Here is a 26,035-nt window from a genome sequence, read left to right as displayed (position 1 = left end):
ACGAATGAAGATAGTCCTTAGTTTTGTAGCATGAAATAATAACACCCAGATAATCATGTTTACAGCTATTGTACGTTTTTCAATCAAGAAGAAACTGTTTGTAGGACTCACTACCCTCTTCTTGTTTATCGGAGGTATCTACGCAATGCTGACATTGCCCATCGACGCCGTGCCCGATATAACCAACAATCAGGTGCAGATTGTAACCGTATCTCCCACCCTTGCGCCACAAGAGGTAGAGCAGCTCATCACCATGCCTATCGAGATAGCGATGAGCAATATAATGAATGTTGAGAATATCCGTTCTGTCAGCCGCTTCGGTTTATCCGTAGTAACGGTTGTTTTCAAAGAGAGTGTTCCTACGCTCGATGCCCGGCAACTCATCAACGAACAGATACAAACCGTATCCGGAGAAATCCCGCCCGAACTGGGAACACCGGAAATGATGCCCATCACCACCGGACTGGGAGAGATTTACCAGTATATATTGAAGGTAGCTCCCGGTTACGAAAAGAAGTATGACGCAATGGAGCTCCGCACCATTCAAGACTGGATGGTAAAGCGCCAGCTGTCCGGCATTCCGGGCATTGTAGAAATCAACAGTTTCGGCGGCTATCTGAAACAATATGAAGTAGCTGTCGATCCGGATGCTCTTTTTTCATTGAATATCACCATTGGTGAAGTATTCGAAGCCCTCAGCAGCAACAACCAGAATACAGGCGGAAGTTACATTGAAAAAATGAAGAACGCCTATTATATCCGTTCGGAAGGTATGATTACCGATATCAAAGACATCGAACAAATTGTGGTAGCCAACAGAAACGGGATTCCTGTACATATCAGTGACGTAGGAGTCGTCCGGTTTGGCGCTCCCAAACGCTTCGGAGCTATGACAATGGACGGTGAAGGCGAATGTGTAGGAGGAATCGCCATGATGCTGAAAGGCGCTAACGCCAATGTAGTGACACAAGAGCTTGAAAAGCGGGTAGAGAAAATACAGCATCTGTTGCCCGAAGGAGTCAGCATCGAGCCCTATCTGAACCGTTCGGAACTGGTGAACCGGAATATTTCAACCGTTGTCAACAATCTGATTGAAGGAGCAATCATCGTCTTTCTGGTTCTTATCCTCTTCCTCGGAAATATACGTGCCGGACTGATCGTCGCATCCGTCATCCCACTCGCCATGCTGTTCGCCTTTATCATGATGCGCATCTTCAATGTCACTGCCAATCTGATGAGCCTCGGCGCCATCGACTTCGGTATTGTGGTAGACGGCTCTATTGTCATACTGGAAGGCATCCTCGCCCACATTTACGGAAAACAATTCCGTGGACGGACGCTGAGCCGCGAGGAAATGGACCGGGAAGTGGAAAAAGGAGCTTCCGGAGTAGTCCGCTCAGCTACTTTTGCCGTACTGATTATCCTGATCGTCTTCTTCCCTATTCTCACGTTGAACGGAATCGAAGGAAAATACTTCACTCCGATGGCCAAAACTCTGGTCTTTTGTATCATCGGAGCATTAATCCTGTCGCTGACCTATGTGCCTATGATGGCATCGCTCTTCCTGAAACACCATATTGTAGTGAAACCGACACTGGCCGACCGCTTCTTCGAAAAGCTGAACAAAGTATACCAGCACGGCCTGCGCTTCTGCCTGCATTACAAATGGCGTACCGTCATCGTAGCCTTTACCGCACTGATAGGTTCCCTGTTTCTTTTCACCCGGCTGGGTGCGGAGTTCATCCCGACATTGGATGAAGGAGATTTTGCCATGCAGATGACATTGCCTGCCGGCAGTTCGCTGACTGAAAGCATAGAAGTTTCCCGGTTGGCAGAAAAGACACTCATGGACAAGTTTCCCGAAATAAAACACGTCGTTGCCAAAATCGGGACAGCCGAAGTTCCTACCGACCCGATGGCGGTAGAAGATGCCGATGTGATGATTATCATGAAGCCTTTTAAGGAATGGACGAGCGCAGAAAGCCGTGCAGAAATGGTAGAAAAGATGAAGGAAGCACTGGAACCGCTTGCCGAACGCGCCGAATTTAACTTCTCACAACCTATACAACTCCGCTTCAACGAGCTGATGACAGGAGCGAAAGCAGATATTGCCGTCAAGCTGTACGGTGAAGACACCCACGAACTCTATGAAAGGGCAAAAGAAGCTGCCGCCTATGTAGAAAAAGTTCCGGGAGCAGCAGACGTAATTGTAGAACAAACGATGGGACTTCCGCAACTGGTTGTCAAATACAATCGCAGCAAGATAGCACGTTACGGAATCAATATCGAAGAACTCAACACGATCATCCGGACAGCGTATGCCGGAGAGTCGAGCGGTGTTGTCTTTGAAAACGAACGGAGATTTGACCTGGTAGTCCGCCTCGACCAAGAGAAAGTGGCAGATTTGAATCTCGACAAACTGTTTGTACGCACTTCGGAAGGAATCCAAATCCCCGTTGGCGAAGTAGCCAGCATCGATCTCGTCAGCGGCCCGCTCCAGATCAACAGGGATGCGACCAAACGACGCATTGTCATCGGTGTCAATGTACGTGATGCGGATATTCAGCAAGTCGTTGCCAATATTCAAAAGACACTGGATAAGAACATCAAGCTAAAACCGGGATACTACTTCGAATACGGCGGTCAGTTCGAAAACCTGCAGAATGCAATCAATACCTTGATGATTGTCATTCCGGTAGCATTGATGCTCATTCTGCTGATATTGTTCTTCGCCTTCAAGAACATCACCTATACGCTGATGGTGTTCTCCACTGTTCCGCTATCACTTATCGGTGGCATCATCGCACTATGGCTACGAGGACTCCCCTTCAGCATATCGGCAGGCGTAGGCTTCATTGCCTTGTTTGGCGTCGCAGTGCTGAATGGTATTCTCATGGTAAATCATTTTAATGAACTTCGTAAGCAAAACACCTATTCTATGACTACGAACCGAATCATAACCCGGGGAACCCCGCATCTGCTTCGTCCGGTATTCCTCACCGGACTAGTGGCATCGTTGGGCTTTGTCCCAATGGCTATCGCAACATCAGCCGGTGCCGAAGTACAACGACCGTTAGCAACAGTCGTCATCGGCGGACTAATCATTTCTACCATACTGACTTTGCTCATCATTCCGGTATTCTACAGGATTGTCCATTCATTTGCTACACTGAGACGTCCGGGAAGCAAGTTTCATCTGCCGTTTTTCATCCTGCTGCCTATGTGCCTGCTGATTCCCTTTGATGCCTCCTCACAACCGGCAAAAGCCATCAGTCTGGAACAGGCTATCGGAATAGCCAAGCAAAACCATCCCCGCCTGCAAATAGCCGCTAACGCCATCCGACAGGCCAAAGCGACACGCGGAGAGATTGTAGAAGCTGCTCCCACCTCTTTCAACTATTCGTGGGGACAACTCAACGGAGAAAACAAAAAAGACAAAGAACTCTCTTTCGAGCAGAGCCTGGGTTCACTCCTTACACCTTTCTACAAAAATGCGTTAGTCAACCGGCAGATAAAAACAAATACCTACTACCGCCAAATGGTAGAAAAAGAAGTGACGGCAGAAGTAAAACGGGCATGGGCCTACTATCAATACGCCGCCAACCTCTGCTCCATGTATCGCGACCAAGACAAAATGGCTAAAGAATTACAGCGCATCGGGGAATTGCGTTACCAGCAGGGAGAGATCACCCTACTCGAAAAAAATATGATGACAACCATGGCCGCCGACCTTCACAATCGCTGGTTTCAGGCACAGGAAGAAGAAAAAATGGCCTTGGCACGCTTTCAGTGGAGTTGCTATTCGGACCTCCCAGTCATGCCCGAGGATTCGACTTTGTCTCTCTTCTACACCGGAACAACAGACGGAAGCTTGTCCGAAGCACATACCCGCTATTTTCAGAGTCAGGCAGATGAAGCCAAAGCAACGCTCCATGTAGAACAAAGTCACTTCTTTCCGGAACTCAGTATAGGATATACCCGCCAAGACATTCTCCCGTTAAAGAACCTGAATGCCTGGATGGTAGGAGTATCCTTCCCGATCTACTTCTTGCCGCAAAGGAGCAAAGTGAAGCAAGCGCGCCTGGCCGCTACTTCAGCACAGATCCAAGCCGACTCCAACATTCGGGAACTACGAAACAAGGTACTCGAACTGGAAGCTTCTCTCCGCAGATATAATGAGAGTTTACGCTATTACACCTCTTCTGCACTGAAAGAAGCGGACGAACTGACCAAAGCTGCCAACTTGCAGTTGCAGCAAAGCGAGACGGGTATTGCCGAATATATTCAGTCGATTGCAACCGCAAGGGATATCCGCCGTGGTTACATCGAAACAGTCTATCAATACAACATTGCCGCACTGGAATATGAACTCTTCAAATAAACGAATGTATATCCCAATTATAAAAAAACAGCATATGAAAAAGATATTTTATCCTGTCCTTCTGCTCGCTCTGACAGCATGCAAAGGAAATCAGCAAACGACGGATACTGAAAGCGTCACAGTCCCTGTCTCCGAAGTTGCAGCCGACACGACCGCACAACCGGAAGTAGACGCCATTACTTCCGCAACTTCAAAGCCCAACCAAGTTTCATTCAACGGGCGGATTGTCCTCCCGCCTCAACGTCAGGCAACCATCGCTCTGACTATGGGAGGAGTAGTGAAGAATACCTCACTACTTCCGGGACAATATGTATCCAAAAACGCAGTTATCGCCACATTAGAGAATCCGGAATTTATCACCTTGCAGCAAACGTATCTGGACAGCCACGCACAAACCGAATACCTTCAGGCCGAATTCGAACGTCAGAAGAACCTTTCTGCCGAACAAGCAGCCTCACAAAAGAAATACCAGCAAAGCAAAGCGGATTATCTCTCCATGAAAAGCCGTCAGGACGCTGCTGCCGCCCAGCTTTCACTCTTAGGCATCAGCCCGGAGACATTGCTTAAAGACGGAATACAGCCTCTGCTGGAAGTAAGGACTCCTATCAGCGGCTATGCTGCCAACGTGGCCATGAATGTCGGGAAATATATCAATCCCGGAGAAGCGCTCTGCGAAATCATCGATAAAAGTACCCCGATACTCTGCCTGACTACGTATGAAAAAGATCTTGCAGATATGCAGACAGGCAGTCCGGTACAGTTCCGAGTCAACGGAATGGGCAAACAGACATTCCATGGCACAGTAGTCTCCATCGGACAAAAAGTGGACGAAACCAATCGTTCACTCGAAGTCTATGCTTCCATCAAAGAGACGAATCCGCAATTCCGACCGGGAATGTATGTCACCGCACACATCCAAAAGCATTAAATTAATTATCTTTGCAGCATGATACTGAAAGCAATAAAAAAAGATAAGTACTTCCTTTTCACAGTCATCATTTCTTTAATGGTGGCTGTGCTCATCCATTTCCCGGAGTCAGTATCGCTCTTCGACCGTTTTGAGAGCCATACGCTTTTTCCCGGAATGCAGTTTATGGACGTAGCCAATGAAATCTTTTTCACCTTCCTTTCGCTGCTGATCCTTTTCGCCGTCAACACACGTCTGTTCCACTTCAACCAGGCTACCATCAAAATTACGGGAACTAAAATAGTCCTTTCCTTTGTCCTGACCTGGATTCTCAGCAACCTGCTGGGACAAGTTTTCGTATTCCTTCACAAGTCTTTCGACATACCGGCTATCGATGCAATGGTACATCACTACCTGCATCCTTTGCGCGACTTCATCATAGCTTGCCTCGTCACCAGTAGCTGCTATATCATCTATCTCGTCCGCCGCCAGCAATCCGTGCTTGTCGAAAATGAGCAACTGCAAGCCGAGAATATCCGCAATCAATACGAGGTGCTGAAAAACCAGCTCAACCCACATATGTTATTCAATTCTCTGAATACATTGCGTTCGCTGGTACGAGAGAACCAAGATAAAGCACAGGATTATATTCAGGAACTTTCCCGCGTACTACGCTATACCCTGCAGGATAACGAATCGCAGAGTGTCACCCTCCGGGAAGAACTGGAGTTTGCATCCGCTTACATATTCTTATTGAAAATGCGTTATGAAAACAATCTACAATTCGACATACAGACAGACAAGGCTCTCGAAGAATACCGGGTGCCGCCAATGTCGATACAAATGCTGATAGAGAATGCTGTCAAACATAACGAAATCAGTAATCGCAAACCGCTTACAATCCATATTACGACAAACAAGAAAGAAGAAAAGCTTTCCGTCAGCAATGCCATCCAACCGAAATGGACTGCGACTCCGGGCACAGGCATCGGCTTGGTCAATCTTGCTAAACGCTATCGGCTTCTATTTAAACAAGATATACAAATCACGGAGGATGAGGAATTTACCGTATGTATCCCCCTTATTGATGAAAAGCAATGAAAACAGTCATTATAGAAGATGAAAAGGCTGCTGTACGCAACCTGACTTCGTTACTTTACGAAGTCAAACCGGAGGCAGAGATTGATGCTGTGCTCGACAGCATCGGTTCCACAATCGAATGGTTCGGTTCCCATCCGATGCCCGATCTGGTGTTTATGGACATTCATCTGGCAGACGGGTCTGCCTTCGAAATCTTTGAGCATATAAGTATCACATGCCCTATCATTTTCACTACTGCTTATGACGAATATGCTTTACGTGCCTTTAAGGTGAACAGCATCGATTATCTTTTAAAACCTATCGGAAAGGAAGATATTGAGCACTCCTTCGAAAAGCTGAATAGCCTGAACGCCTCCGGTAGTTCTTCTGTCGGAAAGCAGTCTTCACAAGACATGGAATGGCTGCAACTGATCCATTCACTGAAAAAACAAGAAAACTACAAAACCCATTTTCTTATTCCGCTCAAAGGGGATAAACTGTTACCGGTCTCAGTAGATATGATTCAATTATTCTACATCAAAGATTGCCAGGTAAAGGCTGTCCTGACCGATGGGACGGAACACTACTTTCCACAAACTTTAGACGAACTGGCTGAATGCCTCAACCCGGCTCTTTTCTTTCGTGCCAACCGCCAATATCTGATTTCAAGGGAAGCTATCAAAGATATTGATCTATGGTTCAACAGCCGGTTGTCCATCAATTTACGCTATCCCAGTATTTCTGAAAAGATATTGGTGAGCAAGGCACGGGTGGCAGAGTTTAAAGAATGGTTCGCGAGGAAGAAGTGCAATAAGTGAGTCCAGCACAATTCAATCGAAAAACAACCCACTTAATGCCGCATTATCGCCCCGAACCTGATTAATTCTGATCCTTACAGGCTGGTCGACATTGAAAACAATGTATTTCCCGCCTTGATACTCTCTGACCATATATACCGGCATAATCAATTTCTTTGTCTCCAAATTGAAAACCTCTATGGCAGAACGCCGTCCTTTTCTATCCCAATCGACAAAATAAAGCGCCAATTGATATGCCCGGTCTTTTTCACCGGACAGGTCGATGGTCATGGTCTGCAGACAGACTAACGGATCACGCGTATGTGCTGCTCCCAGATTTCTTCCCGACTCCTCCTTGTCCGACTCCAGTGCCCGGATATCCGTAGTGGAAGTTATCCAGTGGGTATTCCCATTTCTTGAGAATTTTACATCCCGGATAAAATCCGGTAGGCGGGTCCGGTCTGACAGACTATCGTAGCTACACAATATATAGCCTTGTTTACCATATTTATTCCGCCAGTTACCTTTGGTTTCGATGTCCTCTCTGAACGTTTCATTTTCATAGACGAAAGGTTCATCCACCGATGGGGACATCTTTCCCGAATGATGAACCTTCATCCGATGCTCACCCGGAGAAATGCCCCTGCAATAAATGAAATCCTCATCCTTCCCAATAGAAGCTATCCGCTTATGGTCCAATGTCACTTTGTTTATTTTATATCCGCCTTTAGGTATCGCAATATCTGCCGTTGTATTGGCAGGTACGGTAAAAAGGTATTCGCCCGACTTCAGATCAAACGATACCACGATATTTCCATTAGGAGTAGGTACGGTACCTTTTGCCCAAGTGACACCGGCGGAAAGATGGGGTTTAATGATAAATGTAGCGAATCCCGGACTGGTCGGCCTGACACCCAGGATTTCTTCACTAAGCCATTTGGTAACTCCTGCACTCCACGGGTGTGTCAGGCTGGTATACCCGCATTGATTATTGACCGGAGCATCATTGGGACGGGAAATTGTATTCCACGAAGGACGGAAGACTTCAAAAAAAGTAGTTCCTCCGTAGCGGATCTGCCCTCCCCAACAATCATCGATGGTTGCCAAAGCCTTATCATATTCCTGTATTTCGGCCAGGGACTGTATGATAAAATATTGATTGAACGGAGAATAAGACAGTCTCTGCATACGGTCGGAAAGAGCTTTGGACAAAAGCCGCCGTTGCTCTTCTCTATTCGCAAATCCGGCATTAATAGCATCGGCTGCCGCATGTACCCCCAATTTGTCTGTCCAATCCGGATTCATACGCAACGAATCAATCTTTTCCCGGGCATATCGCTGATATCTGGTTGCCAGTTCTTCATAACCCGCATGGTCAAGAATGGAAGCAAACTTATTCCATGCCTGTATGGAAAGCATTCTATAAGCATGCTTCGCCTCGGCAGTAGGACTCTCAAATCCGCCCAAACGTTCATCCCAGCCATAAAAAGCAATGACCGGGTCTTTATCATAATGATGGTAGGCAATGTCCAGTTTCTGACAGGCATTTTCCAGCATCTCATCCAGCAAAGCCTTGTCACCGGTATACATATAATAGTCAATCAGACTCAATACCCAATAAAGGGAATAACTGGCAATGCCATTATATTGGGTGGAAGTATAGCGGAGGTTTTGCTTCACAAAATCATAGTTACCGAAAGCCACCATGGAGGCAGCCTGAGAGGTATGCGCATCCCCCGTCCATGAATGTCGGTCACTGCGTTCCATCAATATAGCACCAAAATAATTCTGCAATAAATTCAGTTTGACTGTGTAGGCCCCCGTATACCAGATGCGCGAAAGCAACGTATCACTGCAGGCAAAACTACCTTCATAATTGACAGGCTTCACCTGGCAGACCAGACGGACCGAAGATATCCGTGCAGGCTTATTCAAAGAATGGATATGAATCCATGCAAAACGGACACCTTCATAGAGCTGGTCATTCAACTCCAGACGCCATGTGTTGCCATGCCGTACAGGCGAAGCTGTCTTTCGGGGATGCTGAGAGCCTACGTTAAACACTGCCGGTTCATTGAACTCACTGATACTCATTTCTACTTCCCCATCCAGATCGGCAGACTCGAACTCAAACCAGGCGGCACTCACCCTACCAAAGTCGAACATCAATTCACACGGTCCGTCCACCCTCAAATTGGCTGCGTCCACTACTGAGACATTTTCACTCTTGTCCGCCTCCACGCTGACAGGGGCAAGTACATAGACTTGAAGACTGTCCGTCCATTCAGGATTGTTCCATCTGAAAGCCACCAACGGGTCGGGGGAGTGTGGTACCTGCTTGCCTGTAAAGCTGCCATTTACAGGCGAATAAGGCGCTTCGATACCGGATACATCACAGAGAACCGTCTGTGCATGACAGGAGAGCGATACAATATATAATAACAGAAAGAGAAAGTATCTGGCGGACATAAGAAACAATCATCGTTTGAACATGCACTTCGTTTATCTATCTCAATTTACCAATGCACCAGCGGAAATTCACTGATTCGCAAAGTGGTACAGCCATACGGAATCAGGGTGATCTCTTCTACAGGGCAGTTGCTCCTGCAAGTGGAGAAAGGAATAGGTCCCGCCATTTCGTTATAAAGCTTCCAATAAGGGAGTTCCTTAGCTTTCACCTTGATCCGGACAGGAGCATTTTCTACATTCCAGGGATACTTGCTCTTCTGTTTCTCCGGGTCGATGCTCACACTGAAATGTTCGTCCGTCTTATTCCGGTCAAAAGTAAGAATACCATAATTCCATTTATCGGGAGAAGTCACTTCATAATAATATTTACCGAAACGAGGCACTTCCGCTTCCGGAAACTCTTTCTTCTGCCAGTCTTCCCGCATCTTCAGTCCATACACCAGAGGGCCACGTTCCACTGCTACAGAATTTTCGAACCAGTTACTTGTAGTCACCTTCATCGGAAGGTGCAACAATACACGGTCCTCATTTCTCCATGCACGTTTCAAAACGGCAACCGTATTTCCTTTAGCAGTCATCTGCCGCACTCCATTCACACTAATCACAGCCTCTTCACACCACCCCGGTATCCGCAGATGAAACGGAAATTCAATGCTTTTCTTCTTATCTGCCTTGTCCGGGAAACTGACTGTAAACTGTATCTTATCATCCATAGGATAGAATGTATCTTCCACAATCTTTATCCTGTTGCCTCCGCCCGCCTTCACCGTAACCTCAGAAGGAGAATAAGCCAGAGCAGCAATGCCCTGATCCGGTGTGGCAAACCAAAGACTCTGTGTAAATTTAGGCCATCCCTGATGCATATTGGAGAAGCAACAAGGATATCCGGTCAACGAACCGAATATAATGTCCGTTCCGTCATGGAATGCATCTTCATAGAAATTATGAACGCCCCGGGTTATCTTTACCTGATTGGCCTGCTGGAAATATTGCTTATGCATGAAATCATCCGTTATCTGCGTAGGAAGTGCATTAAAGGCTATCTTCTCCAGATGATCCGCAAAAGTCAAGTCTCCGGTAATCTCCATCATTTTCTCCAGCGAGAACATCATTTCCACTGCCGAACAAAGCTCGGAACCTTGCGTAGGGACATTGCCGTGCAATCCTTCATCACCTCCGTACATGCCTTGAGGCTGTCCGTTATAATGCCGGAGATCGGCAAATGCTTTCTTTACTGCGGCAAGATACTTCTTGTCGGGGTCCTGCTGATAATAAATAACAGGTTCTTTGATTCCCTGGGCCAGATTCACACAGTGAATGCTGTTCTTGCGGGAAAGGTCGTTCCGGTTAAGGAACATATCTACAAAATTGTAACTCTGCTGATGCAATAGTTTCCCCAGATCAAGCAAGAAAGAATCTCCCGTAATATTATAGAGCCAATAAACAGCCTGCAGGTTATCACAGGCACGAAATTCCGCCCAGAAAGTCCACTTTCCCAAAGGAGTGGCAGGCAGCGTTGCCAACTGATAGCGGAAGTATTTTGTCATAAAATCGACCACCCGTTCATCTCCGGTTGCCGAATAATATTGCTGCATGATCTTCAGGACAACCATTCGCGGCCACCAGTCGGATGAATTATCACGCTGAAGGCCGAACTCCGGACTGTAATCCTTGGCAGGTCCGAAGAAGCCATCCTCACGCTGGCTTGCCAGACTCCATTCAATCCACGGCTGTATCTTTTCCTTCATCTCCTTATCATCCAGGATATATGCCAGGGGCAGAAGCCCGTCAATCCAGTAAGGTCCTCTCTCCCATTGGTCACCGTCTCCCCCCAGCCAGCCGTTGCGCGTACCCATGACTTCCGGATACAGCACATCCATCTGACTGGAAGCGCCGTTTCGCTGCCGCTGCAACATTTCCAGCAACCAGCCTTTAGCTTTTATACTCCCCAACGGCAGTTCCATATAGGGTTTGCGAACCAACGGATATCTGTTGTCCGAATAACATTCCGGAAAAACGTGCAGTGCCCAGACATGACTATACAGGGTGACAGCACCAATGATCAATAGTAGTTTCTTTTTCATATATCACAAATATACGTCAAAATTTCAAAAGTCGGATCATAAAGCTTTCTTTAATCCCTCCCATTTTACCGTCCATGAACCGTCCTGCGGGAATCCGGGGGCATGCACATCAGGAGCACCATCCCATCCCGCCGCCATCATGGCTACAGCATACAGCAAACCGCCATTACCCGGAAAATATGGAAAAGGAGCCCTGCCACCACCTACCAGTCCATGATCTTCAAAGGCAAACTCGGTAGCATAACTCAACAGATATTCCAGTGCCTTTTCCGGTTTTCCCAAGCGGGCAGCGGTCATTGCGAGCATGGGGAAGTCCCATCCCCACGTTTCGTGGAACTGCCATGCCTGCTCTACTCTGTCAAGAGTTCTCTGCATAGTAGGTATATCGACCCCATCTCCCGGAAGCATTCCGTAAGCCCCTATCAAAGCCGGGTGTTCAAAATTATACTTTGTCCACATATCCGTGATGTTTTCCCACGAAACATACACACCATCCTTGACGGGTAACTTGGACAATTTCGTTCTCACTTTCTCATATTCCGGATTCGCTTTTACCTTCAGACGTTTCTCCCAGTCCTGCGCTATCCGCAATCCGGTCAGCCAATAGCTCAGTTCGAACGTAGGATTGTAAGTGATTCTCGGATCACAATTTTCGGACACCACCTGAACAGGATAACCTAGAATATACCGCTTCTCTTTCTTATTATAATAGGCATAAGAAGCCATAAAGTTGGCTGTTTCAAATACAACCTCCTTCCATTTATCCAGAGTTTCCCTGGTAGGATGTGCCCGATAATCGAGTTCGGCAAAGAAAATTGCATGCGGCTGTTGCCAGATCAGCAGGGGATTTGTCTCATTAGGCCACTCCCACCAAGTCCGGTCTCCGATTGTTTTAGGCCAACGTACTCCCTTGTATCCCTGCGCTTTAGCCGATTTCTTGTACATCTCCAGATTATCCGGATAAACTTCCATCATTTTATCCATCAACGGCCATCGGTTCCATAAAGCATAATGCGTGCAGTGCCACCAAATCATTTCGTGGTGATATTTGCCATACCATCCATTATTCACCAGTCCGCTTTCCTGCGGAGGAAGAGAACCGGCCTCATTCACAGCCATTATATATTGCGAAAGAACAATTCTTCTTTCCAGCTCTTTCCAGCGGGGATCTTTACTTTCCGATAAGTCGATAGCACCACCACTTTGCCAATAATCTGCCCAGTGTTTAATGCTTTCCTGCTCTGTCTGCGCAAATGTAGGAAGTGGCGACTGATCCTTTTCCTTATCAAAGCAAACAATGAAGCAGATTTCATCTGACTTTGTCACAGGCATCAATTCATACCGATGCCCCTTTATCTTCTTAAAGTCCACCTGCTGATCCCATGACATCCTCACATCATAACGAGTATCATCCATTGTGCGTTGAAAACAAGCCTGCCTGCCATTTACCGTTTCATTGGTCTGATGTTTGTCCGGCTTTTCCCAGTCCGCGCCATTGCCAAACTCGTGCAGACTGGCATACGGAAAATCTATAAAAATACCGATCGATCCTTCCGCTACCTTTCTGGATTTAATGCGCACAGCAATCGCATCCTTCGAAGGATGCCCGATGGTAGTAACCGTTACCGGTTCACTGGATACACTAAAAGTACTGGTCGATATTCCACTCCATAAATCCAAGACCTGTTCCGGAGTTTGCAAATCGCCCAATGAAGCAATAGATCCGTTTTTCTTCTTCAAGACCAATCCTACACGTCCCAGATGGATTCTCTGCGGATTCTGTACCATCCAGTTTCTCAAATCCTGCTGTTCCGGATTTTGCACATCGTATCGCACCATTCTGCCTTGTGTATCCCATTCCTGCCCTTTGAAGTCTTCCGGTCTTTGTCCGTTGGGGCTAGGAAACTGGTGCCAGCCCCAATTGGACATGGTATTGGCACTGTTAGAGAAAGTTTGAAGGCCGGTAATATCAAAGCCGAATGCAAACTCACCGTTACCCACTTGTGTAGGACCATACAGGTTACGGTCTTTAATCAACAAGTTGTGCCTCGTCACAAGTGCTTTCCGATCTATTTTCCCTGACACTGTTTGTGCATTGCCCACCATCAGGGGATAACCTAATATACCCAATACTAACAAGAAATATATCCTGCCTGAATGAAAAGAGGTTTTGTTTCTCATAAAAAATAATTAGATAATTATTAATACATAAATATAAGCAACTTATTAAAAGCTCTTATTAAAAGAAACGCAAAAGTTTATTTTTTGCCCCCATATTTTTCTTCTTTTTCGTGGGGATAAAAAAAATCTTTTTGCGTTTATCCAATAAAAGCCCCCAAGTGATGAAGAATGACATATCTATATATAGAGACATGAAAATGCTGAATGATGAGAATTTTATCCTATGGTGTCTGAATCCGACAAAAGAGTTGGACAGACACTGGCGGACATGGGTGGAAGAACATCCGGACCAGACAGCGATCATGGAACGGACGAAAGAAACAGTCTTGTCCATACGCTTAAATGAGGATAAAATGCCGGAAGACGAACGCCGGCAATTACAAGCACGCATTCTGCATGATATCAGAAAAAACAAGAATAACATATGAACGATTATTTGTCAGTACACAGATAATGAGATCCTATGCATAAATGGCCATTTTAAAGTTTTTCAGTTGGATTTCAAGGTATATTTTTAGTGGTAAAGATTGGACGACAGTGACAGAACGAAATGTTTATAATTTACTTATTTATTAAATCTAATTTATTTATGAAACAGAAAAAAGCTAAAAGTAATAGGCAAAGTCTGATTTGCCTGCTTATTTGCTCTTTGATGGGTTTCTTTTCAACCTCTTGCCAAGATGACAAGAAAAACTCAGAAGTTTATGATCCTTCGCAGCCTGTGGTATTCACAGAATTCACTCCGACCGAAGGAGCACTCCGCACCCGCCTCTACATTTACGGCAGTAATTTTGGAAATGATGTTTCTAAAATTCATGTAAGTATCGGAGAACAAAGTGCCAAAGTAATAGGTGCCAACGGCAATGCCATTCATTGCATGGTTCCCCGACGGGCTTTCAATGGTGACGTTAACGTCAAGATTGAAAACGAACAAGGAGAAATGGTGATTGACTACACATTCGAACAGAAGTTCAGCTACCAGTCTAAAATCATGGTATCCACGCTCTGCGGAAAGGTCGATGAACTAGGGCACTCGGCCATGAAGGACGGAAGTTTCAAAGATGCCGAATTTACCAAACCGTACTGGCTTGCTTTGGATAAATATGGGGACGAAAAAGCACTGTATTTGACGGAGCAGGAACTTGCATTGCGCAAAATAAGCCTGGATAATGAAGACGTCTCAACAGTGGTTACCAACGGACAGGGCGGCTTCTTCAGAATGCAGGGGCTGACGTTCCATCCCGACGGAGACACACTCTTCATTGCTGACGACAACGGTCGCGGTGACAAAGGAATGATGGCTGTCGCCTATCTGCTCCGCTCCAGACATTTCAACAGTGCCAATCCTTATGTTTATGACCGATGCAGCTATTCTTGTGCAGTACATCCTACCTCCAAGTCAGTATACTACAATACCTATTTTAAAGCTGCCATCATGAAAGCTAAGGCTCAGTTCAACGAGCAGACACAGCAATGGGAATCCAAGCAGCTGTTTAATGTGATAGAAAACGACCGGGAAGGATGGTCCAGTTCGCTGGTGTTCCATCCGGAAGGAAAGTACCTCTATGTGGTAGGACTTGAAAGTGTACTTAGATGTGACTATAATAATGGAGAATTGCAACCTCCCTATAAGGTTGCCGGAGAACTGTTTACTAGTGGATACAAGGATGGAATGGGAAGCGACGCACGTTTCAGCAGCCCGTGCCAAGGTGTATTCGTTAAAAATAAAGACTATGTCAATGCAGGAAAAGAAGATGTATATGACTTCTATCTTTGTGATGCCGGCAATCATTGTATCCGCAAAATTACTCCCGAAGGAGCCGTGTCTACCTATGCAGGTCGGGGTACCGCATCTGCCGACGGAAAAGTCGATGGATATATTGATGGTGACTTGCGCACGGAAGCCCGTTTCTTAGAACCTACAGGAATTGCCTATGATGAAGACAATGGTACTTTTTACATTGCAGACCGAGGCAACAAGCGTATTCGTTTTATAGCCATTGAATAAAATATAAACAGACATTGAAGATGAAAAAAATCATATTATTTACCCTATTATTAATAGGATACTCAACCTGCATGTATGCGCAGAAAGTTATTGAGGTGACCGGTCTCGTCACAGATGCACAAGAAGAGCCCATGATCGGTGTAAATGTGACCGTACAAGATGCGCCGGGCTTAGGTGCAATCACTGATATAAACGGTAAATACAAAATCAAGATAGAGCCTTATCAACGCCTAGTTTTCTCCTATATCGGATTCGAAAAGAAAGTGGTATTGGTGAAAGAAGAAAAGATAATCAATGTGGTACTGAAAGAGGCGGAATCCAATATTCTGGATGAAGTCACTGTAACGGGTACCGGTGTACAAAAGAAAGTGACTGTGACAGGAGCTGTCACGACAGTAGACCTGAAAGACCTGAAAACTCCTACCTCCAGTATCACCAACGCGTTGGCCGGTAATGTGGCAGGTGTGCTTGCCCGGCAGACTTCCGGACAACCGGGAAATAACACTTCCGAATTCTGGATTCGTGGAATCTCAACTTTCGGGGCCGGAACAGGCGCATTGGTGTTAGTGGACGGATTCGAAAGAAGCATGGATGAAATTAGCATCGAAGATATCGAATCATTTTCTGTATTAAAAGATGCGTCCGCCACCGCCATCTATGGTTCACGCGGTGCCAACGGTGTCGTTTTAATCACAACCAAACGCGGTAAGGCAGGTAAAGTGCACATCGATGCCAAATATGAAGCCAGCTACAACTCCCGCACATATACACCCGAATTTGTAGATGGATATACCTATGCCAAGTTGATGAATGAAGCACGCAACACCCGCAACCAGACTCCTTTCTACAGTGATGAAGATTTGATGCTGATCCGTAGCGGATTAGATAAGGACCTCTTCCCTAATGTGAACTGGATGGACCAATTACTGAAAGAAGGCGCATTGACTCAACGGGCATCGATCAACATCAATGGTGGTGGTACTACCGCACGTTACTTTGTATCTGCCAGCTACATCGACGAAGGCGGTATGTACAAAGTAGATGATACCATGAAAGACTACAATACAAACGCTAATTACAAACGTTGGAACTATCGTCTGAATGTAGATATGGACCTGACCAAAACGACTTTAGTGAAAGTAGGGGTATCCGGTTCGCTCGAAAAGCAGAACCAGCCCGGCTCGGACTCCGGACAAATCTGGGCATCTCTGATGGGACAGAATCCGATTTCAATTCCTATCATGTATTCAAACGGTTATGTCCCGGCATACGGAGGAGGCGCTCAGAGCAGCCCATGGGTATTGGCTACCCAGACCGGATATATTGAAAACTGGAAGAACTCCATTCAAACGAACATCACACTGGAACAAGATTTCAAGTTCATCACTCCGGGACTAAAATTCATCGGTCGTTTTGGTTATGACACCTATAATGACAACTATAACCGCCGTGTAAAATGGCCGGAACAATGGAGAGCAGAGAAACTTCGTGATTCCGATGGCAATGTTGTATTCAGACGCATCGCTGAGGAGTCGTTAATGCATCAAGAATCGAGTGCAAACGGTTCGCGCAAAGAATTTCTGGAAGCAGAGCTTCACTACGAAAGGGCATTTGGCGATCATCGTGTAAGCGGAGTATTAAAGTACTCACAAGACAAAAACATTGACACTTCCGACCATGGAGATGATATCATCAAGGGAATTGAAAGGCGTCATCAAGGTTTGGCAGGACGCTTTACGTACGGATGGAAATATCGCTATTTCTTGGATTTCAACTTCGGATACAACGGTTCCGAGAACTTTGCCAAAGGACACCAGTTCGGTTTCTTCCCCGCTTACTCCGTTGCATGGAATATAGCAGAAGAAAGCTTTGTCAAGAAGAACTTACCCTGGATGAACATGTTCAAGCTTCGCTATTCTTATGGTAAGGTAGGTAATGACTATATGAATACCCGATTCCCCTATTTGGCAGAATTTGCAACCTGGAAACCGGACCCTGACAAAGGAGATATCGCCAATCAGATACCGCCCGCAGATCAGTCATATAACTGGGGAGATATTGGAAATAATATGATTTATCAGATATTGGCTTATTCGAGAGTCGCTTCCAATGCCATCACCTGGGAAATTGCAACGAAGCATGACATCGGTCTGGATTTCTCGTTGTGGAACGACAAACTAACCGGATCAATAGACTACTTTCATGAACAACGTGACGGCATCTTTATGTCACGCAATAACATTCCGCAAATCGTAGGCCTGACATCTTCGCCTTATGCCAACATAGGTTCAGTGCTCTCCAAAGGTTTCGACGGTAATGTAGGATATCATGAAAAGATAGGAAATGTGAACCTTACAGTACGTGGTAACATAACCTACAGCAAAAATGAAATCAAGGAAACAGATGAAGCATATACGAACTTCCCCTACCTGCGCCAGGCCGGTTTCAGAGTCGATCAGGCAAAAGGGCTGGTTGCATTAGGTCTGTTCAAAGATTATGAAGAAATCCGCAACAGTCCCAAGCAGCAATTCGATGATAGTAGCAAAGTGATGCCGGGAGATATCAGATATAAAGATGTTAACGGTGACGGAGTCATCAACGACAACGATGTTGTTCCCATCGGTGCAACGACCCGTCCGAATTTAATCTATGGCTTCGGTGCATCCGCTCAATGGAAAGGGCTGGATTTCAACGTACATTTCCAGGGAGCCGGCAAGTCATCCTTCTTCATTGACGGATTCACAGTATACCCATTCTCAAGTGGTGACTGGGGAAATGTACTGAAAGACGTAGTCGAATCCAACCGTTGGATACTGGGTGAGAATGAAGATGTAAATGCCAGATATCCACGTCTGAGCTATGGAGGTAACGCCAACAATTACCGTCCTTCTACTTACTGGCTGCGCGACGGTTCATACATCCGCCTGAAGACATTGGAAGTAGGCTACACCCTTCCTAAGAGCATCACTAACAAGATCCGGTTCAATAACATCCGTTTCTTCCTCATCGGAACAAACCTGTTGACCTTCTCTAATTTCAAATTATGGGACCCGGAACTGGGTAGCTCCAACGGACAACAATATCCGTTATCTAAAACGTGGACATTAGGATTAACTGTTAACTTATAAACTTTTGATGAACATGAAAAAAAAGCATATTTTAGCTGCAACACTTATAGGGGCAATGGGACTGGTATTTTCTTCTTGCTCTGATTATCTGAGTGTGGAGCGTTATTTTGGCGACCGTCAAAATGAAGAACGCATTTTTAAAAGCAGGGATTATACCGAACAATGGTTGGCGCAAGCCTATCTCTATCTGACAGGAGAAAACATGGATATAGCAGAGAAAGACCACTGCCTTACCAACTTTGCCGACGACATGTATTATGGAGACCGTGGTGAAGAATACAGAGAATTCATCCACGGGGAATATAATGAAAGCAGGTTTCAAGGTTCATGGCTACAATCGTATGCAGGAATCCGACAAGCCTCCATATTAATAGACAATGTTGACATCAACGAAGACTACACACCGGAAGAAATCAAAGACGTCAAAGCGCAAGCCCGTTTTTTAAGGGCATACATGTATTGGCTATTGCTCCGCAAATATGGGCCTGTTCCCGTTTTACCGGAAAGCGCCATCGACTATAACGCATCATACGATGATCTTTCATTACCAAGAAATTCCTATGACGAATGCGTGGACTTTATCTCCAAAGAAATGCTGCTGGCAGCGCAGGACCTCCCTTACAAACGTGATATCATCAACATCGGACGTCCTACCAAGGGAGCGGCTCTGGCTGTTCGCGCAAAAGCATACCTGTATGCCGCCAGCCCCTTGATGAACGGCAATTCCGAAATGGCTGACTTTGTAGACGACAAAGGACGCAATTTGATATCTCAAACACCGGACAACTCCAAATGGGCAACCGCAGCAGCTGCCGCTCTTGATGTCATCAACCTGAAGAACAACGGCCAGAGTGTTTATAAACTGTACACCGCAGCGAAACGTAACGAAGGCAGTGACGCATATCCGAAAACCGTTGTGCCTCCATTTAATGAGAAGTATTCGCACAAGAACTTTCCGGAAGGATGGGCAGACATCGATCCGTTTGAATCTTATCGTTCTCTTTTTAACGGAGACTTATATGCATCTGAAAATCCAGAGCTGATCTTTACCCGCGGACAAAATAATACGGATATTGCAAATATGGTGCGTCACCAGTTGCCTACCAGTGCAGGTGGATACAACTGTCATGGAGTCACCGGAAAGCAATGTGACGCCTACGAAACCAATACCGGAGAACCATTCGACAGAAAAAAACATCTTAAAGGCTATGTAAGCGAGGCAGAAGCCAACAACGGCACTTATCCGCACCTGAGAAAAGGAGTCAACCTAGAATATGCCAACCGGGAACCTCGTTTTTACGCATCAGTGGCATTCAACGGAGCATTCTGGTCTTTCTCCAGCGCCACGAATGCCGAATACAGATACCGGCAGATCTGGTATTACCGTGGTAATAGTGACGGGCGCAACGACAGCCAGTTATGGCTGCGCAATGGCATCGGTATGATGAAATACGTCAGCCCCAAAGATATACAGAACAATGGCGGAACTGTTTATCCTAAAGTGGAACCGGCCATCCGTTATGCGGATATCCTGTTGATGTATGCTGAGGCATTGAATGAGTGTGACAGCCATTATCCCGTAAGTTCCTGGGACGGTTCAACCACTTACGATATCTACCGCAATACCACGGAAATGAGCAAAGCAGTGTCACAAGTACGTATCCGCGCCGGAGTACCGGACTTTGCAGAAGATGTATATCTTTCTCAGGATGCCTTCAGAACCAGTCTTAAACATGAACGTCAAATCGAACTATTTGCCGAGAATCAACGCTATTATGACTTGAGACGCTGGAAAGACGCACCGACCGAGCAAATCGAACAAGTATACGGCTGTAACACACTGATGCCGGCAGAACAGGCGGACTTATTCCATACTCAGGTAGAAGTTCCGAGCCTCCGCTCTACTTTCTCCCGCAAAATGTATTTCTGGCCGATCAGTCATGATGAATTAAAGAAAAACAATCGTTTAACTCAAGCACCGGGATGGACATCCTATGACTAATAAAAATAAAAGAGTACAGACATGAAAAAGATATATAGTTTTTTAGCTATCGCAACGACCCTGTTTATGTGCAGTGCATGCAATAACGAATGGGAAGATGAACTTTATACCCAGATGGTTTCTCTCAAAGCTCCTTATGAAAACCAGGGAGTCACCAATATCTATTTGCGCTACAAGCCGAATGGCGAGGTGACGTACAAACTTCCCGTCATTGTCAGCGGTTCGAAAGTCAATGAACAAAATCTGGATGTACATCTCGGAGTAGATAATGACACCCTAAAGATTCTCAACGAAGAACGTTACCAGTTCCGTACCGACCTGCATTATCAGCAACTTTCCGAACAACATTACGAATTCACTTCCCCGACATGCCACATACCGGCCGGAAGTTCGATGGAGATGTACGAGATCAAATTCAAATTTAAAGATCTGAATCTGGTAGAGAAATGGGTATTGCCTATGAAAGTAGAAGAAAACCCGTCTTACATCGTGAACAGACGTAAGGGAAACGGTAAAGCCTTACTTCGCGTAATGCCGTTTAACGACTACTCAGGTACCTACTCCGCTACCTCCATGAGAATCTATCTCGATCTGACAGGATATGATAAGCCTTTAATCATGAACACCCGCACCGCATGGGTAGTAGATGAGAATTCCATTTTCTTCTATGCCGGAGTGACAGATGAAGAGGATATCAACCGTGCTACTTATAAAATTATAGCCACTTTCAAAGAAAACGGCAAGTTGGACGTACGGCCCGCAGACCCGGCCAATCCTATCAATTTTGCATTGATAGACAATAATCCGACTTATGAGATACGGACAGAAGCAGATCCTACCCTGCCCTACCTGACTCACTATTATGTCACCATGTACATCAAATACAGTTACGATGACATCACATCGATGAAAGGTACTCCTATTCGCTATAATGTAGAAGGAAGCATGACAACGGAACGTAAGATCAATGAATTGATTCCGGATGAGGATCAGGCAATTGAATGGTAAAATAAAAAACAATAATAATAACCTAGAATAAATTCAAATGACAATACGTTTTAACAGTACTCTCTCTTCCTGTCTGATAAGTTTGTTACTCATTGGCGGAAGTACAGCTTCCGCCCAGACCAACAAATCCGTCTTGCAAGATATCGGCATTGAAGGAATGAAAGCGGAAGGCTGGATGAAAGAAGCACTGACTACGCAAAGAAATGGATTAACCGGTCACATTCAAGTGGCCGGTGCTCCTTTCGACAAGGAAGGTTGGGGAGACGCCACCCAAAAGAAGATGGATCGCTGGGAAGATTTCGAGCAGACCGGCTACTGGGCAGACGGTGCATTGCGGTGTGGTTATCTCATTGACGATCCGGAGTTAACCCAACGCGTAAAGGAGTGGATTGACTTTCAGATCGATCATCCTAAAGAAGATGGATTTATCGGTCCGGAATTGCATAATTTATGGCCGCATGTCGTCTTCTTCAGAGTAATCATGGCAGAATATTCCAGGAATCCGTCACCCAAAATCATCAAGGCTCTGTCCAATCATTACAAGAATGCCGCACGCTCCCAAACTCTGATCAAGACAGGAGGACCGGAATGGGATTTCAACGAACGCACTATGTTGCATATCGAAATGTTATGCTGGCTGTATCAACAGACCAATGACGCTTTCTTTATCGAAAAAGCAGAAAACACATATAAAGCATTTTGTAGCCGGAAAAGTCCGTTCACCATGCAAGCTTTCTTGTCAGATGAAGTGCCCATCGTACATTCCGTCAGTTCTTTTGAAACATTAAAGATCCCTGTGATACTGTATATCAACACAGGTAAAAAGGAATATCTCGATGCGGCCATCCACGGGATTCAGAAGGTATACAAGTATCACGGACTGGCAGATGGTATACCATCCGGCAACGAAGCCCATGATGGAAATATGCCTAATGAAGTGCATGAAACGTGCTGTGTGAGCGACGCACAATGGGCGCTGGGATATTTCTTACAGGCAACCGGAGATGTACAATGGGCAGATCTGATGGAAAAGATCTGTTTCAATGCAGCTTTCAGTGTAGTATGGAAAGACTTCAAGTCGCTTCAGTATTATTCAAGTCCGAATCAGGTAATAGCCAAAAATAATTCCAGCTTTTGTATGTATGTCGGCGGACAAGACCGTATGGCTTACAGAATAGCACACGGACCGGCATGCTGCAATGGCAATATGAACCGCATGATTCCTCTCTTCTGCTCTCGCCAATGGATGAAAAAAGGAGATAACGGGATTGTAGCGGCTATGTACGCACCTTCCTCTTTCACTACCAAACTGAAAGGAAGCAAGAACGAGATCACCATACAAGAAGAAACGAATTATCCTTTTGAGGAAACGATTCGTTTCCGGATGAAGATGAAGCGTTCCACTCCTTTCTCTTTCTGGCTTCGCATTCCGCAATGGTGCAAAGGGGCTTCTATTACAGTCAATGGGCAGGCTGCCGATATCGTCTGCAAGGCTGGTACTTTTGTAGAAGTACAACGCAAATTCTCCGACGGAGACATCATCGAATTAAAATTACCGATGAAAGCAAAATCTGTATCTATGCCATACGATGGAGTAGCTTTTGAAAGAGGGCCGCTGGTATTCTCTCTGAACGTCAAAGCCCAAGAAGAGATCACGGAAACCAGAGAACTTGACGGCATCAAGTTCCAGTCCCGTATCCTAACCCCTTTGTCTGAATGGAATTATGCACCGGTGGATACAGAAAATATCGAGGTAGTCAACAGCAATGATTACAGTAATATCTGGAATCCGGAAACGACTCCTGTCAGACTGAAAGTAAAAGCTGTGACTGTCACGAACTGGCAACTATACAGAGACAACTTTACTCCCTATATGCCTTCCGTCATCCGGAAGGGAGAAGAGAAAGTTATAGAACTGGTTCCTGTCGGAACAACCGTGCTACGTATGACAGTTTTCCCAGATATCAGGCGCATTCCTGAATAAAAAATTCCATCAAATGAATATGAATCAAATGAATATATCTAAAACAAGCCAAAACAGTTGGATATCAAATCTGATAAAGCCCACTATTTATTTGGTATTATTAATACCGCTAAGCCTTTTTTACAGCTGCTCGGACGATGATGGTGTACCGGAACCACCACCGGAACCACCCTATACCAGTCCGGCTTCAGTAAGAATCGGAGATGATATCACCAATGTACCTTCTGCCGGAGTAATCACAGCACAATATACAGACGCTCCCTCCGGTTCGGACATCAGCAAAATAGTAGACGGTGACATAAATACAAAATTTGTCACCTCCCATAACAAATTCTATATTCTATGGGAAGGAGATGAAGAGATAGCCATCAACTATTACACGCTGACATCCGCCAACGACGCACCGGAAAAAGATCCCCAATCATGGACGCTTTACGGGTCGATTGACGGGAAAGCATGGACTCGCATCGACCAGCAAAGAGATCAGGTATTCTCTAAACGGCAAGAAGAGAAAAAATACCAATGTGAAAATACCACTGCATACAGACATTACAAGCTGGAGATACAGAGTAATAATGGAGGCAGTGACACCCAGATAGCAGAACTGGTTCTAAAGAAAGTAGCGATAGCAATCAAATACTGGAATATAAATATGCCTGCCGCAGGTGTCTTAACTCCCGAATTTGCAGACTTCCCCCAAGGGACGGAACTCGGATATATGATCGACAACAATGCGGACACGAAATTCATCATTCCCCACAGCAACTTCTATATTATGTGGTCGGGGAGTGAACAGGCCATTGCCAATCATTATTCTTTAGTGTCAGCCGCCGATTCACCGGAAAAAGACCCCAAATCATGGACGCTCTATGGTTCGAACGACAACGAAGAGTGGGTGGCAATCGATATTCAGAAGAACCAGGTATTTTCGGCACGAAAGGAAAAGAAAGAATTTCTTCTCAATAACAAGAAGGAATATCTGTACTATAAACTGGAAGTGACAGAAAATGGCGGAAGCAACACCACTCAAATAGCCGAATGGAATCTGCATGGATATACCGACGTTTCAAGAATACTGGAACGCAGTGAAGGAAGTACTTTTAGCTCCATCACCCCGATGGGAAAACACTTTGAGAACAGACCCGAAACGACGGACGAAGTCAGGACATGGTTGCGCACTGCTTCCAACGAACCGACCATCACCGATGGTGACGGCAGATTTCAATGGGTGGAACATCCGGTGACCTTGTATCCTTTCGGTCGCCCGCTGCCGGCTGACATACACCAGCGAGGCATCGGAGACTGCTGTGCTGTTGCCTCATTTGCTTCTATGGCATTTGTACATCCCGACTTTATACAGTCCATCATTAAAGATAATGGGGACAAAACGTATACCATCTCCATGTACGATCCGATGGGTAAACCTATAGAAGTGTCCGTTACTTCCAAATTCCTTTCCAACGAGAACGGAGACCATTTTACGTCCTGCGGCAAAAATGTCGTTCTCAATTGGGGAACGGTGCTCGAAAAAGCGCTCATGAAATACAGGCATGTATATTGGAAAAATTACAACCTTGGCGGAATCCCTCAGCAAGAAGTAAATCCTCTGTTCACTGGGAAAGGTGACCTGGTATATTGCTGGGGACCCGGAAAACTGACAAACGAGGAAATGACTAAAGTCGTGAGAACCGGTCTTGCACAAGGATACTTCGTGACGGGAGGATTCAACAAAGCCCAAAATATCGGAAACCAGGGAACAGTGACAGGGCACTGCTACAGCGGGATGTATTCTTCCGATCCCTACGCTCTGTTTGCCATGCGTAATCCATGGGGAGGAGACGGAGAAAAAGACGGAGTGCTGAATATCCCCAACGATAATCGTATTCCGCCTACAATCGACATCATGCTTATGCACCCCGGTTCGGCATCGGAGAAAAGCAATGGTGTATTTGAAGGGTACATACCGCCCCGGTGGTAATCTGAACTACCAAAGATAATTGAGTCCA

At 45.7% G+C, this 26,035-nt stretch carries 14 protein-coding genes; 11 read left to right on the top strand and 3 right to left on the bottom strand.

Features of this window, described 5'->3' with window-relative positions:
* Positions 1–55: 55 nt before the first annotated feature.
* The 4 genes from K6V30_RS08400 to K6V30_RS08385 are packed head-to-tail and all read left to right on the top strand — an operon-like array spanning position 56 to position 7,186.
* Positions 56–4,381 (top strand): CusA/CzcA family heavy metal efflux RND transporter, encoded by a 4,326-nt coding sequence (locus tag K6V30_RS08400; protein WP_055268561.1) that lies wholly within the window; start codon positions 56–58, stop codon positions 4,379–4,381.
* Between the two features lie 34 nt (positions 4,382–4,415).
* Positions 4,416–5,309, top strand: a complete 894-nt coding sequence (locus K6V30_RS08395; protein ID WP_010536587.1) for an efflux RND transporter periplasmic adaptor subunit — start codon at positions 4,416–4,418, stop codon at positions 5,307–5,309.
* 18 nt (positions 5,310–5,327) lie between these two features.
* Entirely contained in the window at positions 5,328–6,389 is a 1,062-nt protein-coding gene (locus K6V30_RS08390; RefSeq protein WP_029425284.1) for a sensor histidine kinase, read from the top strand.
* Positions 6,386–7,186: a LytR/AlgR family response regulator transcription factor gene (locus tag K6V30_RS08385; RefSeq protein ID WP_055268560.1), complete on the top strand. Its 801-nt coding sequence runs from the start codon at positions 6,386–6,388 to the stop codon at positions 7,184–7,186. Before K6V30_RS08390 ends, K6V30_RS08385 begins: the two co-directional genes overlap by 4 nt.
* A 12-nt stretch (positions 7,187–7,198) precedes the next feature.
* Here K6V30_RS08385 and K6V30_RS08380 read toward each other — a convergent pair whose 3' ends face one another.
* From K6V30_RS08380 to K6V30_RS08370, 3 genes are read right to left on the bottom strand one after another with little or no spacing between them, the layout of a single operon-like run.
* Positions 7,199–9,634 carry an alpha-L-rhamnosidase C-terminal domain-containing protein gene (locus K6V30_RS08380; protein WP_055268559.1) on the bottom strand — a complete coding sequence of 812 codons (2,436 nt, stop codon included), beginning with the start codon at positions 9,632–9,634 and terminating at the stop codon, positions 7,199–7,201.
* Between the two features lie 47 nt (positions 9,635–9,681).
* Positions 9,682–11,718, bottom strand: coding sequence for a beta-L-arabinofuranosidase domain-containing protein (locus K6V30_RS08375; protein WP_055268558.1), 2,037 nt, complete (start codon positions 11,716–11,718; stop codon positions 9,682–9,684).
* 36 nt (positions 11,719–11,754) lie between these two features.
* Positions 11,755–13,899: a hypothetical protein gene (locus K6V30_RS08370; RefSeq protein ID WP_055268557.1), complete on the bottom strand. Its 2,145-nt coding sequence runs from the start codon at positions 13,897–13,899 to the stop codon at positions 11,755–11,757.
* A 161-nt stretch (positions 13,900–14,060) separates the two neighbouring features.
* On the opposite strand from K6V30_RS08370, the gene K6V30_RS08365 reads away from it, so the two are divergent.
* The 7 genes from K6V30_RS08365 to K6V30_RS08335 all read left to right on the top strand — a co-directional run bounded on the left by K6V30_RS08365 (position 14,061) and on the right by K6V30_RS08335 (position 26,007).
* Positions 14,061–14,327 carry a hypothetical protein gene (locus K6V30_RS08365; protein ID WP_141758197.1) on the top strand — a complete coding sequence of 89 codons (267 nt, stop codon included), beginning with the start codon at positions 14,061–14,063 and terminating at the stop codon, positions 14,325–14,327.
* A 161-nt stretch (positions 14,328–14,488) separates the two neighbouring features.
* Positions 14,489–15,907 (top strand): IPT/TIG domain-containing protein, encoded by a 1,419-nt coding sequence (locus tag K6V30_RS08360; RefSeq protein WP_224207276.1) that lies wholly within the window; start codon positions 14,489–14,491, stop codon positions 15,905–15,907.
* A 20-nt stretch (positions 15,908–15,927) separates the two neighbouring features.
* Complete coding sequence (locus K6V30_RS08355; RefSeq protein WP_055268554.1) at positions 15,928–19,035, top strand: SusC/RagA family TonB-linked outer membrane protein; 3,108 nt, start codon at positions 15,928–15,930, stop codon at positions 19,033–19,035.
* 13 nt (positions 19,036–19,048) lie between these two features.
* Entirely contained in the window at positions 19,049–21,037 is a 1,989-nt protein-coding gene (locus tag K6V30_RS08350) for a RagB/SusD family nutrient uptake outer membrane protein (RefSeq protein ID WP_055268743.1), read from the top strand.
* A 21-nt stretch (positions 21,038–21,058) separates the two neighbouring features.
* Complete coding sequence (locus tag K6V30_RS08345; RefSeq protein ID WP_055268553.1) at positions 21,059–22,045, top strand: DUF4973 domain-containing protein; 987 nt, start codon at positions 21,059–21,061, stop codon at positions 22,043–22,045.
* Between the two features lie 37 nt (positions 22,046–22,082).
* Complete coding sequence (locus tag K6V30_RS08340) at positions 22,083–24,029, top strand: beta-L-arabinofuranosidase domain-containing protein (RefSeq protein WP_055268552.1); 1,947 nt, start codon at positions 22,083–22,085, stop codon at positions 24,027–24,029.
* 13 nt (positions 24,030–24,042) lie between these two features.
* The gene (locus K6V30_RS08335) at positions 24,043–26,007 is read left to right on the top strand and encodes a C2 family cysteine protease (RefSeq protein ID WP_055268551.1); all 1,965 of its coding nucleotides are present in this window, start codon (positions 24,043–24,045) and stop codon (positions 26,005–26,007) included.
* The last annotated feature ends 28 nt before the right edge of the window (positions 26,008–26,035 follow it).

Source organism: Bacteroides faecis (genome assembly GCF_020091505.1).
GTDB classification, from domain to species: domain Bacteria; phylum Bacteroidota; class Bacteroidia; order Bacteroidales; family Bacteroidaceae; genus Bacteroides; species Bacteroides faecis.
Note: the sequence above shows the minus strand (reverse complement) of the source record. Positions and strands in the feature narration are given on the sequence as shown.

Bases quoted from the DNA above. Each gene is read 5' to 3' on its own strand.
- K6V30_RS08400 (WP_055268561.1), top strand. From the start codon at position 56: ATGTTTACAGCTATTGTACGTTTTTCAATCAAGAAGAAACTGTTTGTA.
- K6V30_RS08395 (WP_010536587.1), top strand. From the start codon at position 4,416: ATGAAAAAGATATTTTATCCTGTCCTTCTGCTCGCTCTGACAGCATGC.
- K6V30_RS08390 (WP_029425284.1), top strand. From the start codon at position 5,328: ATGATACTGAAAGCAATAAAAAAAGATAAGTACTTCCTTTTCACAGTC.
- K6V30_RS08385 (WP_055268560.1), top strand. From the start codon at position 6,386: ATGAAAACAGTCATTATAGAAGATGAAAAGGCTGCTGTACGCAACCTG.
- K6V30_RS08380 (WP_055268559.1), bottom strand. From the start codon at position 9,634: ATGTCCGCCAGATACTTTCTCTTTCTGTTATTATATATTGTATCGCTC.
- K6V30_RS08375 (WP_055268558.1), bottom strand. From the start codon at position 11,718: ATGAAAAAGAAACTACTATTGATCATTGGTGCTGTCACCCTGTATAGT.
- K6V30_RS08370 (WP_055268557.1), bottom strand. From the start codon at position 13,899: ATGAGAAACAAAACCTCTTTTCATTCAGGCAGGATATATTTCTTGTTA.
- K6V30_RS08365 (WP_141758197.1), top strand. From the start codon at position 14,061: ATGAAGAATGACATATCTATATATAGAGACATGAAAATGCTGAATGAT.
- K6V30_RS08360 (WP_224207276.1), top strand. From the start codon at position 14,489: ATGAAACAGAAAAAAGCTAAAAGTAATAGGCAAAGTCTGATTTGCCTG.
- K6V30_RS08355 (WP_055268554.1), top strand. From the start codon at position 15,928: ATGAAAAAAATCATATTATTTACCCTATTATTAATAGGATACTCAACC.
- K6V30_RS08350 (WP_055268743.1), top strand. From the start codon at position 19,049: ATGAAAAAAAAGCATATTTTAGCTGCAACACTTATAGGGGCAATGGGA.
- K6V30_RS08345 (WP_055268553.1), top strand. From the start codon at position 21,059: ATGAAAAAGATATATAGTTTTTTAGCTATCGCAACGACCCTGTTTATG.
- K6V30_RS08340 (WP_055268552.1), top strand. From the start codon at position 22,083: ATGACAATACGTTTTAACAGTACTCTCTCTTCCTGTCTGATAAGTTTG.
- K6V30_RS08335 (WP_055268551.1), top strand. From the start codon at position 24,043: ATGAATATGAATCAAATGAATATATCTAAAACAAGCCAAAACAGTTGG.